The 15,408-nt window shown below is 62.4% G+C and carries 11 protein-coding genes; 10 read left to right on the top strand and 1 reads right to left on the bottom strand.

The window, feature by feature from the left end; translation table 11 throughout:
- The first annotated feature begins 388 nt into the window (after nt 1-388).
- From V3572_RS13095 to V3572_RS13060, 8 genes are all read left to right on the top strand, one after another.
- Nucleotides 389-1,441, top strand: coding sequence for an NAD(P)-dependent alcohol dehydrogenase (locus tag V3572_RS13095; protein ID WP_332111459.1), 1,053 nt, complete (start codon nt 389-391; stop codon nt 1,439-1,441).
- Nucleotides 1,442-1,611: 170 nt separating this feature from the next.
- The gene (locus V3572_RS13090) at nt 1,612-4,644 is read left to right on the top strand and encodes an FAD-dependent oxidoreductase (protein ID WP_332111458.1); all 3,033 of its coding nucleotides are present in this window, start codon (nt 1,612-1,614) and stop codon (nt 4,642-4,644) included.
- Nucleotides 4,645-4,713: 69 nt separating this feature from the next.
- Nucleotides 4,714-5,184 carry a hydrogenase iron-sulfur subunit gene (locus V3572_RS13085; protein WP_332111457.1) on the top strand — a complete coding sequence of 157 codons (471 nt, stop codon included), beginning with the start codon at nt 4,714-4,716 and terminating at the stop codon, nt 5,182-5,184.
- The gene (locus tag V3572_RS13080; protein WP_332111456.1) at nt 5,184-6,167 is read left to right on the top strand and encodes a 4Fe-4S dicluster domain-containing protein; all 984 of its coding nucleotides are present in this window, start codon (nt 5,184-5,186) and stop codon (nt 6,165-6,167) included. Before V3572_RS13085 ends, V3572_RS13080 begins: the two co-directional genes overlap by 1 nt.
- Nucleotides 6,164-7,222, top strand: a complete 1,059-nt coding sequence (locus tag V3572_RS13075) for a 4Fe-4S dicluster domain-containing protein (RefSeq protein WP_332111455.1) — start codon at nt 6,164-6,166, stop codon at nt 7,220-7,222. The genes V3572_RS13080 and V3572_RS13075 overlap by 4 nt, the downstream gene beginning before the upstream one ends.
- A complete protein-coding gene (locus V3572_RS13070; RefSeq protein WP_332111454.1) occupies nt 7,219-8,058 on the top strand; it encodes an FAD/NAD(P)-binding protein in 840 nt (279 codons plus the stop codon). The genes V3572_RS13075 and V3572_RS13070 overlap by 4 nt, the downstream gene beginning before the upstream one ends.
- Before the next feature lie 106 nt (nt 8,059-8,164).
- Nucleotides 8,165-9,466: a (Fe-S)-binding protein gene (locus V3572_RS13065; RefSeq protein WP_332111453.1), complete on the top strand. Its 1,302-nt coding sequence runs from the start codon at nt 8,165-8,167 to the stop codon at nt 9,464-9,466.
- Between the two features lie 513 nt (nt 9,467-9,979).
- Nucleotides 9,980-10,477: an OmpH family outer membrane protein gene (locus tag V3572_RS13060; RefSeq protein WP_332111452.1), complete on the top strand. Its 498-nt coding sequence runs from the start codon at nt 9,980-9,982 to the stop codon at nt 10,475-10,477.
- Nucleotides 10,478-10,556: 79 nt separating this feature from the next.
- On the opposite strand, the gene V3572_RS13055 is transcribed toward V3572_RS13060, so the two are convergent.
- Entirely contained in the window at nt 10,557-12,053 is a 1,497-nt protein-coding gene (locus V3572_RS13055) for a B12-binding domain-containing radical SAM protein (RefSeq protein WP_332111451.1), read from the bottom strand.
- Between the two features lie 755 nt (nt 12,054-12,808).
- Between V3572_RS13055 and rmuC the strand changes: the two genes are divergently transcribed.
- Both rmuC and V3572_RS13045 read left to right on the top strand, forming a co-directional pair.
- Complete coding sequence (gene rmuC / locus V3572_RS13050) at nt 12,809-14,332, top strand: DNA recombination protein RmuC (RefSeq protein ID WP_332111450.1); 1,524 nt, start codon at nt 12,809-12,811, stop codon at nt 14,330-14,332.
- A 607-nt stretch (nt 14,333-14,939) separates the two neighbouring features.
- The gene (locus V3572_RS13045) at nt 14,940-15,404 is read left to right on the top strand and encodes a MarR family winged helix-turn-helix transcriptional regulator (RefSeq protein ID WP_332111449.1); all 465 of its coding nucleotides are present in this window, start codon (nt 14,940-14,942) and stop codon (nt 15,402-15,404) included.
- The last annotated feature ends 4 nt before the right edge of the window (nt 15,405-15,408 follow it).

Here is a 15,408-nt window from a genome sequence, read left to right as displayed (position 1 = left end):
CAGGCCCGTTTCCGGCGGAGCATATCATTATGACCCAGGCGAGACGCGCAAAGGAGTCATTATGACACGGCGTCGCGCCGTATCGCGGGGGGAGCGGTCCCGCCCCGGGGAGAATGAGGGAAAATGGAATTCGACCATCAATCCGATTTTTAAGGAGAATTTTTGTCAATGGCTGGCGCGGCCACCGGGCGGCAGGGTGCTCGGCGCCCGGTGGCCTTTAACTTGCACTATGCCCGCGCAATGGGATGCGGGAGATGAAGTGTGTCTGAAACGACCAACCAGAGGTACCCTTTTTCATTGAGTGAAGGTTTATAATCATAATTATATAATATTTATCCGTTATTTCACGTTGGTGTTAATTAACTGTTTTAATACATTGGAGGAATCCATGAAAGCATTCGTTATGCACAGCATCGGTAAGGTTGGCATCATCGACAAGCCCATTCCTGAGCCAGGTCCAAATGATGTCATCCTCAAGACCACAAGCGCACTCATTTGCACCTCCGATGTACACACTGTCGGGGGAGCAATTGGCGACAGGAAAAATCTCACCTTGGGACATGAAGCCGGTGGCGTCGTGTACAAGATCGGTAGTGCGGTGACTGGGTTCAAGGAAGGCGACCGTTGTGTGGTCAACGCCATCACCCCGTGCTTTAAATGTGAGAACTGCCTGCGCGGCTTTACGTCTCAGTGCGGCGAGGCCTGCGGCGGCTGGAAATACGCCAACATCAAGGACGGCAGTTTTGCGGAGTACTTTCATGTCAATGACGCCATCGCCAACCTGGTCAAGGTGCCCGACGACGTCTCCGACGAAGCGGCCCTGTACACCACGGACATGATGGCCACGGGATTCATGGGCGCGGAACACGGCAACACCCCCCTGGGCGGCAGCGTGGCCGTTTTCGGCCAGGGCCCGGTGGGCCTCATGGCCACCGCCGGGGCGCGGCTGCTTGGCGCGGGACTCATCATCGCCGTGGAGAGCGTTCCCCAGCGGCAGGAGTTGGCCAAGTACTACGGCGCGGACGTGATCGTGGACTTCAGCAAGGTTGACGCCGTGGCCGAGATCATGCGCCTGACCGGCGGCAAGGGCGTGGATACCGCCATTGAGGCCCTGGGCATGCAGGCCACCTTCGAGAACTGCGTCAAGGCCACCCGTCCCGGCGGCGTCATCTCGAACTGCGGCTACCACGGCAAGGGCGAATACGTGAAGATTCCCCGCGTCGAATGGGGCTACGGCATGGCCGACAAGACCATCCGCACCGGGCTTTGCCCCGGCGGCAGCGAGCGCATGGGCCGTCTGCTGCGGCTCATCCAGAACGGACGCATCGATCCCACGAAGTTGACCACGCATCGCATGCCCTTCGCCGACATCGAAAAGGGCTTCCACATCATGGCCAACAAGGAAGACAACGTGATCAAGCCGATGATCATTTTCTCCTAACACACGCCGGATACGGCCGATCCCTGCGCCTTGGCGCAGGGATCGGCCAAGCATGACGGATAACTTGCGATACATGCCGCCCACAAAAAGGGACACCCTTTGGCGGCCTGTGCGGATGCGGATGTTTTTTCTTCGGACACGGACCAATCCGCGGGGAGGAATTGAGACTGATGATCAGCGAAAACAATCTGTTAAATCGAGCCACGGACATCGTTGGCGCGGTGATGGTCGTCGGAGGAGGCATCGCCGGCATCCAGTCGGCCCTCGATCTCGCCAACTCCGGCTACCTCGTCTACCTCGTGGAGAAGAGCCCGGGTATCGGCGGGACCATGGCCCAGTTGGACAAGACCTTTCCAACCAACGACTGCGCCATGTGCATTCTCTCGCCGAAACTGGTCGAATGCGGGCGCCACATGAACATCGAGCTCATGACGCTGACCGAATTGGTTGATGTCACGGGCGAGGTGGGGAACTTTACCGCGCATCTGCGCAGGAAGCCGCGCTACGTGGACGTCACGAAGTGCATCGCCTGCGGCCTGTGCGCGGAGAAGTGTCCCAAGAAGGTGAAAAACGAGTTCAACGCCGGACTCGACATGCGCAAGGCGGCCTACATCATCTACGGCCAGACCGTTCCCCTGAAATACGCCATTGACGGCGACAACTGCATCTACATCCAGAAGGGCAAATGCCGGGCCTGCGAGAAGTACTGTCCGGCCGGGGCCATCAATTTCAACGACAAGGAAGAGATGATCGACGTCCAAGTCGGCGCGATCATCCTGGCCCCGGGGTTTTCGGCCTTTGATCCCTCCGGGCTGGCGTCTCTCGCCTACACCGCCATCCCGGACGTGGTCACCAGCCTGGAATACGAGCGCATCCTCTCCGCCTCCGGTCCCTTCCTGGGCCACCTGGCGCGGCCGTCGGACCATGCCGAGCCCAAAAAGATCGCCTGGCTTCAGTGCGTGGGCTCACGTTCCCAGAACAACTGCGACAACGGCTATTGCTCCAGCGTCTGCTGCATGTACGCCATCAAGCAGGCGGTCATGTCTGCGGAGCACTCGTCGGGCAAGTTGGAACAGTCGATCTTTTTCATGGACATGCGCACCCACGGCAAGAACTTCGAGCGCGGTTACGAGGACGCCAAGGCCAAGGGCGTGCGCTTTTTGCGCGCCAGGCCCCACTCCTTCGTGCCGGGCCCCGAAGGCAAGGGCGTGAGCGTGCGCTATGTGGACGAATCCGGGCAGGAGATCGTGGAACTCTTCGACATGGTGATCCTGTCCGTGGGGCTTACGGCCCCCAAGGACGCCCAGGCCCTGGCCGAGGGCGCTGGCATCGAGCTGGACAAACACCGCTTCGCCACATGCTCGGACTTCACCCCCGTGTCCGCCAGCCGCAAGGGTATCTACGTCTGCGGCGCCTTCGACGGCCCCAAGGACATTCCCCAGTCGGTGGTGGCCGCCAGCGCGGCAGCCTGTTGCGCTGGCGGAGACCTGGCTGCGGCGCGCGGCGCCCTGGCCCGAACGCCCGAGTCTGTCGCGGTCGTGGACGTGACCGGCGAACCCCCCCGGGTGGGCGTGTTCATCTGCTCCTGCGGGTCGAACATCGCCGGGGTGGTGGATGTGAAGGCGGTGACCGAATACGCCGCGACACTGCCTGGCGTGGTCTTTACGGCCAACAACATGTTCACCTGTTCCCAGGACGTGCAGGACAAGATGGCCGAGGTCATCCGGGAAAAGGGCCTCAACCGCATCGTGGTGGCGGCCTGCACCCCGCGCACCCATGAGCCCCTGTTCCAGGAGACCATGGAGGCGGCGGGACTTAACAAATACCTGTTCGAGATGGCCAACATCCGCAACCAGGCCTCCTGGGTGCATGGCCACGAGCCCGACAAGGCGACTGAAAAGTCCAAGGATCTGGTGCGCATGGCCGTAGCCAAGGCCATGCTGCTTCATCCCCTGTCCGAGCCCAAACTGTCCATCAACCCCGTGGCCCTGGTCATCGGCGGCGGCGTGGCGGGCATGATTGCGGCCCTGGAGCTGGCGCGCCAGGGCTTCCCCACGCACATCGTGGAGCGGCAGGCCGAACTGGGCGGCAATGCCCGTTCCTTAGGCCACACGGCCAAGGGCGGCGACATCGCCGCGTTTTTGGCCGAGCTTCGGTTTAAAATCGCGGCCGATCCCCGGATCACGGTGCATGCCTCGGCCGAGGTCAAGGTCGCCGAGGGCTTTGTCGGCAACTTCAAAACCACCCTGATCACGCCAGAAGGCGAGAAGGTGATCGAGCACGGCGCGGCGGTCATCGCCACCGGGGCCCGGGAAAGCAAGCCGACCGAGTACGCCTACGGCAGGCACCCCGGGGTCATGACGCATCTGGAATTGGAACGGGCGTTGGCCTCGGGCATCGAGCCGCACTGCGTGGTGTTTATCCAGTGCGTGGGCTCCCGGGAGCCGGACAGACCGTATTGCTCCCGGGTGTGCTGCACCCACGCGGTCATGTCCGCCATCGCCCTCAAAGAGAAAAATCCCCATTGCCAGGTGGCCATCCTCTATCGGGACATGCGCACCTACGGCGACCGGGAGGAGCTCTATACCAAGGCCCGGAAACTCGGCGTGATCTTTGTCCGCTACAGCCTGGACAACAAGCCCAGGGTCAAGCCCAAGGGGCCCGTGGTCGAGGTCACGGTCAGGGACCACATCCTGGATACCGACCTCGTCTTCGCCGCCGACGTGGTGAGCCTGGCGGCGGCCATCGAGCCCAACGACAACGAGGCCCTGGCCAAGATGTTCAAGATCCCGCTGGATTCCGACGGCTGGCTCTTCGAGGCCCATCAGAAGCTTCGGCCCGTGGACTTCGCCACCGACGGCGTGTTCATGGCCGGCATGGCCCACTATCCCAAGCCGGTGGAGGAATCCATCGCCCAGGCCCAGGCTGCCGCAGCCAGGGCGGTCACGGTCCTGTCCAAAAAGGAGATCACCACGCCGGGCACGGTGGCCTACATCGACACTGCCCGTTGCACCGGCTGCGGCCTGTGCTGGGAGATCTGCCCGTACGGGGCCATCAGCCCGGACGAAAAGGGGATGGCCAAGGTCAACGAGGTTCTCTGCAAGGGCTGCGGCACCTGCGTTGGGTCGTGCCGCTCCGGCGCGCCCAACCTGCGCGGCTTCGCCAAGACGGAGGTCATGGCCCAAATAACGGCGCTCTTCTAGAGAGCGCCCGGCGCGAGAGGATCTTTTGCCCAGGCAGAGGACTTCCGCCTTCCCAGGAGAGAAGGAAACATGAACGAATGTAATGAAAATACTGGCTTCAGGCCGCGAATTGCAGCGTTTTTCTGCAACTGGTGCACCTACGGCGGCGCGGATCTGGCCGGCGTGAACCGGCTCCAATATCCGGCCGATTTCCGGGTGGTGCGCCTGCCCTGCACGGGCCGGATGAACCCTGAATTCGTCCTGCATGCCTTCCGGCAGGGCGCCGACGGCGTCTGGGTGTCGGGCTGCCATCCCGGCGACTGCCACTACATCGCAGGAAACATGTATGCCCGGCGTCGCTTCACCATGCTCAGGGAGCTTCTGGAATACGCCGGCCTGGATCCGGGGAGGCTGCACTTTTCCTGGATATCCTCGGCCGAGGCGGAAAAATTCCAGCGCACGGCCAAAAACGTCATCGAGACGGTGCGGGCGCTTGGGCCTGTCGATGCGGCGAATGCCGCCACCAAGACCATGGTCATGGAATTGCGGAAGGTGATCTGATGAAAGCGCGAACCGAAAAAATACGGGAAATTGCCAAACGCTTGCTCCAAGAGGGCAAGGTGGATGTGGTCATCGGCTACGCCCGGGGCACCTCGCCCATGCGTGAACAGCCCTTTTTTGCCCGCACCCCCGAGCAGGCCGACCAACTGATTTGGTCGAGCTTCTGCGTGGGGAACACGGCGAAACCCCTGATCCAGGCCGCCCGGGCGGGAGAACGCGTGGGCGTGGTCGCCCAGGGGTGCGCCAGCCGCAACGTGGTCGGGCTCATCGTGGAAAAACAGGTGGATCGGGACAAGGTCGTGGTCATCGGCGTGCCCTGCCTGGGCATGGTCGACTTCCGCAAGGTCGAGGCCCAGATCGCCCGCTCCGAAGGGCGGCGGGTGGAGACCGTGGAAGAGGACGGCGAGGAACTGGTGGTGCGCGGCCGGGGCTTTGAAAAACGGCTGAAGCGCAAGGAGCTGTTGCGCGACAACTGTTTCACCTGCCAGCACCGCAACCCCGTTCTGGCCGACGAACTGGCGGCCGAGCCCACGGCGGAGACCGGCGGCGGCGACATCGACAAGGTCGCCGCACCCTGGGAAAAACTCCCGGCGGCGGATCGTTGGGCCCGCTTCCGCAAGACCTTTACGGACTGCATCCGCTGCTACGCCTGCCGCGACGCCTGTCCCCTGTGCTACTGCAAGACCTGCTTCGTGGACGACGCCAGGCCGCAGTGGCTGGGCAAGACCCAGGACATGACGGACATCACCTCTTTCCACCTGATGCGGGCCTTTCACTGCGCCGGGCGCTGCACCGACTGCGGCGCCTGCGAGTCGGCCTGCCCCCAGGGCATCACGATGCGGCGGCTGACCTCCAAGATCGAGAAGGACATCCGGGAGCTCTATGGCTACTCGGCGGGCATGGATGTGCAGGCCACCCCGCCCATGGCCTCCTTCCGGCCGGACGATTCCGACGACTTCATCAAGCAGGGCGGTGAGGCATGATCACGGCATACAAAATACTCGGCAAGGACGCCTTCGACGGCTTCTTTCGCAGCTTGGCGGAAGGCCGGGAGGTCTATGCCCCGGCCCAAAAATCCGGGAAGATCGTCTGGGCGCCGGCACGCAGCGCCGCTGACGTGGACTGGCGCCTGGACAACACGGACATGTCGCCCAAGGAGTTTTTTTTCCCCCAGAGCGAATGCCTCATGCGCTTCAAAAACGCCGGGGGGGAGGGCGGCCGGGTCATGGTTCCGGTCGCGCCTCTGGCGACGCAGCGGGTGCTCCTGAACATCCGGCCCTGCGACGCCAAGGCCTTCCGGCTCCTGGACCGCATCTTCGTTCAGGACGACATGACCAACGACCCCTACTGGCGCGACAAGCGGGAAAAAACCATCCTGATCGGCCAGGGCTGCGTCAATCCGTGCCCGGAGTGCTTTTGCACCTCCACGGGGTGCGGCCCCTTCCACGAGGAAGGGCTGGACATCCTGCTGACGGATCTGGGCGACCGGCTTCTGGTCAAGCCCATAAGCGGCAAGGGACAGGCCATGGTCAAGGATCTGCCCGAGGCCGCGCCCGGGGACATCGACCTGGCCGGGAAGATCATGGCCGCCTCCGAGGCCGCCGTGAACACCTATCCCGGCTTCGAGCCGAAGAAACTGGCTGGGCGCACGGTGCTCGACATCTACAACCTGCCGCTGTGGTCGAACCTGTACGAGACCTGCCTCAACTGCGGCACGTGCACCTTCGTGTGCCCCACCTGCCACTGTTTCGACATCCAGGACGAGGTCAGGGGCGAGGCGGGACGCCGGGTCCGCAACTGGGACACCTGCATGCAGAAGCTTTTCACCGAGCACGCCTCGGGGCACAACCCGCGTGGCGAGAAGCGCGACCGGGTGCGCCAGCGTTTCATGCACAAGTTCACGTACATCCCCATGCGGCGGGACGGTGAGCTGGGCTGCGTGGGGTGCGGCCGATGCGTCCGCTTCTGTCCGACAAACATAGACGTGCGCGAGGTGGTGCGGCGCATGTGCGAGGATGCGGAGGCAAAAAGCAAATGAACAATCCCTATCTGCCGTATCCCGTGCGCATCGCCGATGTGCGCGTGGAGACCGAAGACAAGAATCTGCGTTCCTACTGGCTCACGTTTGAAAACAGCGACGACGCCGCTGCGTTTCGCTACGAGCCCGGCCAGTTCGCCGAACTGTCCATCGCGGGGTTCGGCGAGATCCCCATCGGCATCGCCTCCAGCCCCACCGAGGGCGATACGCTGCTCTTCACGGTGAACAAGACCGGCGTGGTGACCACAAAACTCCACGACATGCAGCCGGGCGACGTCATGGGCGTGCGCGGTCCCCTGGGAAAGAGCTATCCCCTGGCCGCCTCCGAGGGCAAAAACATCGTGATCATCGCCGGCGGCTTCGCCGTGACCACGCTGCGGGCCACCATGGTCTGGCTGCTCAACCCCGAAAACCGTGAGAAGTACGGCGACATCACCTTTATCTACGGGGCGCGCGCCCCGGGCATGCTGCTCTACAAGGATGAACTTACGGCGTGGCAAACCCGCGATGACGTGCGCTGCCACATCACCGTGGATCGCCCGGCCGAGGGGTGGGACGGCATCGTGGGCTTCGTGCCCACGGTGACCGAGCAGGCCGCGCCCAGCCCGGACAACGCCGTGGCCCTGGTCTGCGGCCCGCCGATCATGATCAAGTACACCCAACCGGTGCTCGACAAGCTGGGCTGGCAGGCGGACCAGATCCTTTTGTCCCTGGAAAACCGCATGAAATGCGGCATTGGCATCTGCGGCCGCTGCAACGTCGGCCCGTACATGGTCTGCAAGGACGGCCCGGTGTTCACCAAGGCGGAGCTGGATCACCTTCCGAAGGAGTATTGACGGCGCCCCGGAAGGGAATGGTCGGCAGGAGCTCCCATACACTCTGAGATGCGAGGCGTGGTCGGATACCCGTTAAGCGGGAAGGGCCACGCCGGGGGAGAGGATCATGAATGAACCAGAGATTCGTTTTGAGGGTGGGCGCAAAGCGACCTTCATGGATACCGTGGCCGGGCTTTTGCCCCAGGGCGGCAATCTGAGCCTATGCCTCACCTGCGGCCTGTGCGCCAGCGGCTGCCCGGCGACGGGCCTGGCGGGCATGGACCCGAGGCGGTTTTTGCGCATGGCGGTCATGGGCATGGATGAGGAGCTTAAATCCACTCCCTGGGTGTGGATGTGCACCATGTGCTTCCGGTGCGTCGCGGTGTGCCCCATGCAGGTGGACATCCCAAGCCTGGTCTACCAGTTGCGGGCCAGTTGGCCCCGCGAGAAGAAGCCCAAGGGGATCATCGGTTCCTGCAACCAGGCCTTGCGTACCGAGGGCGCCAGCGCCGTGGGCATCTCCAGCGAGGACTTCCGGTTCGTGGTCGAGGACGTTCTGGAGGAGGTCCACGAGACCCAGCCCCGGTTCAAGGACATGCAGGCCCCGGTGGACAAAAAAGGCGCCTACTTCTTCGTCAACCAGAACTCCCGGGAGCCGCAGCAGGAGCCCGACGAGATGGTCCCGTTGTGGAAGATCCTGCACCTGGCCGGGGCGGACTGGACGTACGGCACGGCAGGCTGGGGCGCGGAGAACTATTGCATGTTCGCGGCCGAGGACGACCACTGGCGGGAGGTGCTCAGCAAGCAGGCGGCGGGGATGAAGAAACTGGGCTGCTCCTCGTGGATCAACATCGAATGCGGCCATTCCTTCTATTCCATCTGGGCCGGATTCAAGAAGTTTGGCATTAATCCCGGGGTCGAGTTCGACCATGTCGTGAACTGGTACGCCCGGTGGATTCGCGAGGGGAAGCTGCGCCCCAACGCGGACTGGAACAAGGATCTCAAGCTGCGTTTCACGGTGCAGGATCCGTGCATGGCCGTACGGAAGTCCATGGGCAACCCGTTTGCGGAGGATCTGCGGTTCGTGGTCAAGGCCTGCGTGGGCGAGGAAAACTTCGTGGACATGCACCCGAACCGCTCCAACAACTACTGCTGCGGCGGCGGCGGGGGTTTTCTGCAGTCGGGCTACAAGGATGCCCGGCTGGCCTACGGCAAGCTCAAGGCCGAACAGATCATCGCCACCAAGGCGGATTACGTGATCACGCCCTGCCACAACTGCCACGCCCAGATCGAGGAATTGTCGGAGCATTACCATGGCGGCTGGCATACGACGCATTTGTGGACCATCCTGTGTCTGAGCCTGGGCGTGCTGGGTGAAAACGAACGGACGTATCTCGGGCCGGAACTGGCCGAGGTGGCGTTGCCGTAAGGGGTATCGCGGCCTGCTTCAGGGTTTGCGAGGTCGGGGGCGGTCCATCCGGGCCGCCCACAGATTGATGACAAAGCCCCGGCTCTTCGCAGCCGGGGCTTTGCGCCGCCAACGGCGGCACAGCCGCCGAGCGGAAAGGCACGAAAATCACTCGCTTACGGCCCGGCTGCGCCGCGACCTGTTCGTGATTTTCGAGGCTGCTGACGTTGTCAGCAGCCGCAGGGCGGTCCATCCGGGCCGCCCTCTTTTCGTATGCGCTACGAAAGCCGACGCCTGCCACGGCCTCATGGCAAGGACCGGCGGTTCGGCCCGGGACAGCCTTTTGGTGGACGCCGGGGCGACGCTTGGGGTATCGGATTTCACGAAGCTCTCCGTGCGCCATTGCGGGGGCTTTATGGGACAAGGGTACAAAGACCCAGGCCGGGCCATCGGGATGCGGGACGAGTTTTTGGCCCGTATGTCGGCCTTGGTCTGGCTACGACGTTTTCGAAAACCGCTCAAAGGGAGTTTTGCATGAAAGTTTTTGCCGCCATGGTGCTGGCCGTGCTGCTCGGCGTTTCGGCGTCGGCCTGGGCCCAAACGGGTTTTGTCAATGTCCAGAAGCTGATTCTGGAGTCCAAGGAAGGGAAAAAAGCCACCCAGCTCATTCAGGAAGAACGGCAGAAAAAGGAAAAAGAGGTTCTGGCGAAAAAGGCCGAGCTGGATGCGCTCAAGGAGGCCATCGCCAAGGCCAGCGCCGAGAAAAAGGACATCACCGCCTTGGTCAAGGACTATGCCGAAAAGGAGAAGGAACTCAAACGCCAGGCCGAGGACGCTGACCTCGATTTGAAGATGCGCGACAAGGAGTTGACCGACGCCCTGCTCAAAAAGGCCGGACCGGCGCTCGGCAAGATCGCCAAGGACAAGAAACTCGATCTGGTCATCACCAATCCGGCCGTGGTCGGCTATGTGGCCCCTGAGGCGGACATCACGGAGGCCGTGGTCAAGGAATTGGATAAATCCGCCAAATAGCGGCCTCCAAAGCCGTGTTCACGGCCCGCAGGGGGGCAGGCAATGCCCGCGCCACGTTTTCTTCATGACCGGCGCGGGCCTAGGCCTCGGGCGCGGTGTCGACGCGAAGCACCCGGCGGGCCACGCGCTCGAAGTGCAGGCCGAGGATCGCCAGTTCCACGGCCACGGGAAAGGCCTTGCGCTTGGTCGCAAGCGTTTTGAACATGAGCTTCCAATACGCGAAGCGGGCGCTTGAGACCACGCCGACGGACCACAGGCTGCGCGCGAAGGCCAAAACCTCGGTGGAGAGGATTTTCCCCCGCGCCGTGGGGGTGTAGGCGGCCAGGAAGGTGTTGATGCGCTGGTAGTATTTTTTCGGGGAATAGATCACGCCAAGAAGTTGTTTATAGCCTTCAAGCAGCGTCTCGCGGCCCATGCGGGGAATGAAATTCAGGCTGGCGTCCGTGTTTTCCCCGCTCATCTCGCCGACCAGGCGGTCCTCGGCCTGAAGCCGCCGCCACAACCGGGTTTGCGGCAGGGCGTTGAGCACGCCGACCATGGCCGTGACCACCCCGATGTCCTGGATGAACCGGATCTGCTGCTCAAAAATCGACGGCGTATCGTGGTCAAATCCCACGATGAATCCGCCCATGACCTGCATGCCGTGCTGATGGATGGTGCACACGGCGCTGGCGAAATCCGTGGCCACGTTCTGATTTTTCCCGCATTCCTTGAGGCTTTCCACGGACGGGGTCTCGATGCCGATGAAGACCTTGTGGAAATTGGCCGCGCTCATCATGCGCATGAGCGTTGCGTCCTGCGCCAGGTTGACGCTGGCCTCGGTCATGAACTTGTAGGGATAGCCGCGTTTTTTCTGCCAGGCCGAAAGGAGCGGCAGGAACTCTTTGACGTGGACCAGATTGCCGATGAAGTTGTCGTCCACGATAAAGACCGTGTCCCGCCAGCCCGCGTCGTAAAGGCTTTGCAGTTCGCCAAGCATCTGGTCGGGACTTTTGACCCGGGGCCGCCGCCCGTTCATGGCCACAATGCCGCAGAATTCGCAGTCAAAGGGGCAGCCGCGCGAATACTGCACGGACATGGACACATAATCCTTGAAGTTCACCAGTTCCCACAAGGGCAGCGGCGTGGACCCGAGATCGGGCCGCCCGGCGGCCTCGTAGACCTGCCTGGCGCGGCCGCCCTGCAAATCTTCCAAAAACGTCGGCAGGATGTCCTCGGCCTCGCCCAGGATGAAATGGTCCACCCCGGGGAAATTCCCGGGCTGGGTGGAGAAGGCCGGCCCCCCCGCGATCACCCGTTTGCCCGCGGCCTTGGCCCGGGCGATGATGTCCCGGGCGCTGGGGGCCTGGACGAGCATGGCGCTGACCAGGACCACGTCGGCCCAGGCCAGATCGGCCTCGCCAAGGGGGGCGACATTGACGTCCACGAGCCGTTTTTCCCAGGACGATGGGAGCATGGCGGCCACCGTGAGCAGTCCCAGGGGCGGGAAGGCCGCTTTTTTGGAGATAAAAGGCAGGACGTGCTTGAAACTCCAAAACGTGTCCGGATAGGCGGGATAGACCAGCAGGGCGTTCATGGTTGGCGGACCTCACGCAGGTAATGGTGTGGGCCAGGGGCGCGCAAAGAATATGCCGATTTCCTGCCGCCCTGACAAGGCGCTTCGGCCATGCCCGGGGGCATCAGCCCAGGTCCGCCTGGACGTGGTGATCTCAGCGGTCGTCCACGAGGGTGGCAGGACGTCACGGCAAGGACATGGTCTTTGGGACTGTGGGCGGCGATCATGGTCGAGCTCCCCGGGGTTGGGTTTTCTTGCGGCGAGGGCGAAGCGTCTGTCCCGTCCTCCCCCTGTCTGATTGCGAGACATGAGCGCCGAGGCCTGCGGCGCGGGGGCGTGTCGGATATGGGCATTCTCATGGCCAGGATGGCTGCCATCTTTCCTGTCGGGAGAGTTCTTCGGGCGGCGGCAAGGGTGCTTCAAATGAAAATACGTTCTTCCGCTCTGTTTCGGCGGAATCGGGAGCGCGTCGGGCAGAGCTACAAGAAACGAGCCGCCTGCCATGTCCCGCCTGTCATTTTCCAGGCACCATGAATGACAGGGAATACTGAAAATGTTGCGGCCGAGAGCATCTTCGACGGGCGCCGTGCGCGGTCATATATGACGGATGGGGAAATATGACCGGGGAGATTCGCTGGCGCCCGGAGGGGACAGGGTGTTCCCGACACGGAGGGCGCGTAGCGCAAGAGGTCGAGCTCATGCGGCGGTCCGCCCTCCAGGGTGGATTGGGAAAACCTGATTTTAAAAAACCCGTGAGATATAGGGAGCCTAACGCCATGGACATGTCCGGCATCCTCAACGAACCCGTGCCTCTGATTTCCGCCATCCTGGCGGCCCTGGGCCTGATCCTGCTTGTCGCCTTGCACCTGCGCTACAAGCCCTTCAATCCGACCGCCATCGTGATCGCCCTGGAGGGACTCATCCATGAGCAGGAGCGCCTTGAGGGCGTGATGCACGAGGAGTCGGCGCGGGGTCGGGCGGAACATGCCCAGGCCGCCCAGGCGCTGCGCGGGGAACTACTGTCCATGGTCCACGCCCTGGGGGACACGGTCTCGGGCCGGGTGAGCATCATGGCCGCGCAGCAAAAGGACAATCTGGAGGGATTCGGCCGGACCATCGAGAAGTTCTCGCAGTCTACGGAAGAGAATCTGTCGCGCATCCGCGACGCCATGGAGAAACGGCTTCAGGAGATTTTGCAGGCGGAGGTGGAGGCGTCCAGGGTGTCGCGTGAGGAGACGGCCATGGTCCTTGCACGGTTCGGCGAGTCCCTGGAAAACCGGCTGGCGAACCTGACCCAGTCCAATGAGCGCAAACTGGGGGAGCTGCGCACCTCCGTGGAGACGAAGCTGTCGCAGATCCAGACGGACAACGCGACCAAGCTCGAAGAAATGCGCACAACCGTGGACGAGAAGCTCCAGGGAACCCTGGAGAAGCGTCTGGGCCAAAGCTTTCAGCTTGTCAGCGAGCGACTGGAGCTTGTCCACAAGGGGCTGGGGGAGATGCAGACCCTGGCCGCCGGGGTGGGCGATTTGAAAAAGGTGCTGACCAACGTCAAAACCCGGGGAACCTGGGGCGAGGTGCAGTTGGAGCGACTTTTGGAACAGATGTTCGCCCCTGGCCAATTCGTGAAGAATTTCAGCCCGAACGGTCGTGAGTCCGTGGAATTCGCCGTCCGTATGGCTGGCCGGGAGGGGGAAATGGAATGCATGCTGCCCATCGACGCCAAATATCCCGTCGAGGATTACGAACGGCTCCTGGCGGCGGTGGAGGCGGGCAACCTCGAGGCCGCCGACGCGGCGTCCAAACAGATTGCACTTCGTATCAAGTCCTGCGCCAAGGACATTCGGGAGAAATACATCTGCCCGCCGACCACCACGATTTTCGCCGTGCTGTTCCTCCCGGTGGAGGGGCTGTACGCCGAGGTGCTGCGAAGGCCTGGGCTGGTGGAGGCCCTGCAGCGGGATTTCCGGGTCGTGATCGCCGGGCCGACCACGCTGACCGCCATCCTGTCCTCGGTGCAGATGGGGCTTGCCGTGGCGGCCATCTCCAAACGCTCCGAAGAGGTCTGGAAGACGCTTGGCGCGGTGAAGCTGGAATTTCGCAAGTACGGGGACGTGCTGGACAAGGTCAAGAAATCCCTGACCTCGGCGACCAACCAACTGGACACGGTGTCCACCCGGTCCCGGGCGATTGAGCGCAAGCTGCGCAGCGTCACGGAACTGCCGGAGTCGGAGTCGCGGCAGATGCTCACGGATATTGAGGACATCATGGGGGACATGGCCGCCGAGGAACCGGCATGAGCTGGAGAGGCGCCATCGCGCTTTTCGGATTTTGCGAATCTGCAAAATGTGCTCGTATGATCCGCGACAGAGGAAAGGGGAGTGCTCCAACGGGTGAGATGGATTATCCTGCGGAAATGGATCGAAAAAATCATCAGTGAGGCCTTTCAGTGCATTTCAGGTCGCAGGAGAGGGATAACCTGCGGGGGAAATCATCCCGTGGCATTGTGGGTGTGGGGAGGCAGGCAAAGTGAGAAATGGCCTGGGGCCTGAACCGGGCAGGACGAATTCGGGCCGGATGTAGGACTGGTGCGGGCTGGAGCGGTCGCGGGGCAACCATGACCAGGGAAAAGCAAAATGAGACCGCCATCCCGGTGTTGCCGTTGACCTTTGACGACACACGGAATGAAAATGATCGGACCAAGGTCGATTCCTTCCCCTATTACCTTGGGAGCAGGAGACAACAGTTTTCGTCTCGGCGAAGCGAACTGCCGCCCCCCAACCAGGCGGCCTTTGAAGGGGGCGGCCGGAAGGAGGCTTGACAATATGGTTTAGTGAGTTTACTATTGCGCCCAACGAAGAAGAGCCTCGGGAAAAGGCATGATACCTGGGCGGAGCGCGAAGGAATATGGAAACGAAGGACGATCTCATCATAGCCACAGTACGGCAACTCCGGGGGGTGGCCGCCAAATACGCCCGAACCGAGGAACTGCCGATTTCTGTCGAGGACGGTGTCGAGGTCACGACCCGGGAGGCCCATACCATTGAGGCCGTGGGCAACCGGAAACAGGTGAGCGTCACCGATGTGGCCAATGCTTTCGGCATCACCAAAAGCGCGGCGTCCCAGATGGTGTCCAGGCTGTGCGACAAGGGATTTCTCGATAAAAAGCAGTCTCCGCACAGCAACAAGGAATTCCAGTTGACGCTGACGCCGCTTGGGCAAAAGGCGTTTGAGGCCCATGAGCGTTTTCATGGCCAGGATAGGGCTGCTCTGATAGAGCGTCTGCGGGGGTTTTCCCTGTCCCAGATCGCCACGATTTCCGTAATGCTTGAAGCCATCGGGGAAGTGATGGACAATCGTCTCTCACGTTAGAGAG

The sequence above is a fragment of the Desulfolutivibrio sp. genome (assembly GCF_036584575.1).
In the GTDB taxonomy this organism is placed as follows: domain Bacteria; phylum Desulfobacterota; class Desulfovibrionia; order Desulfovibrionales; family Desulfovibrionaceae; genus Desulfolutivibrio.
Note: the sequence above shows the minus strand (reverse complement) of the source record. Positions and strands in the feature narration are given on the sequence as shown.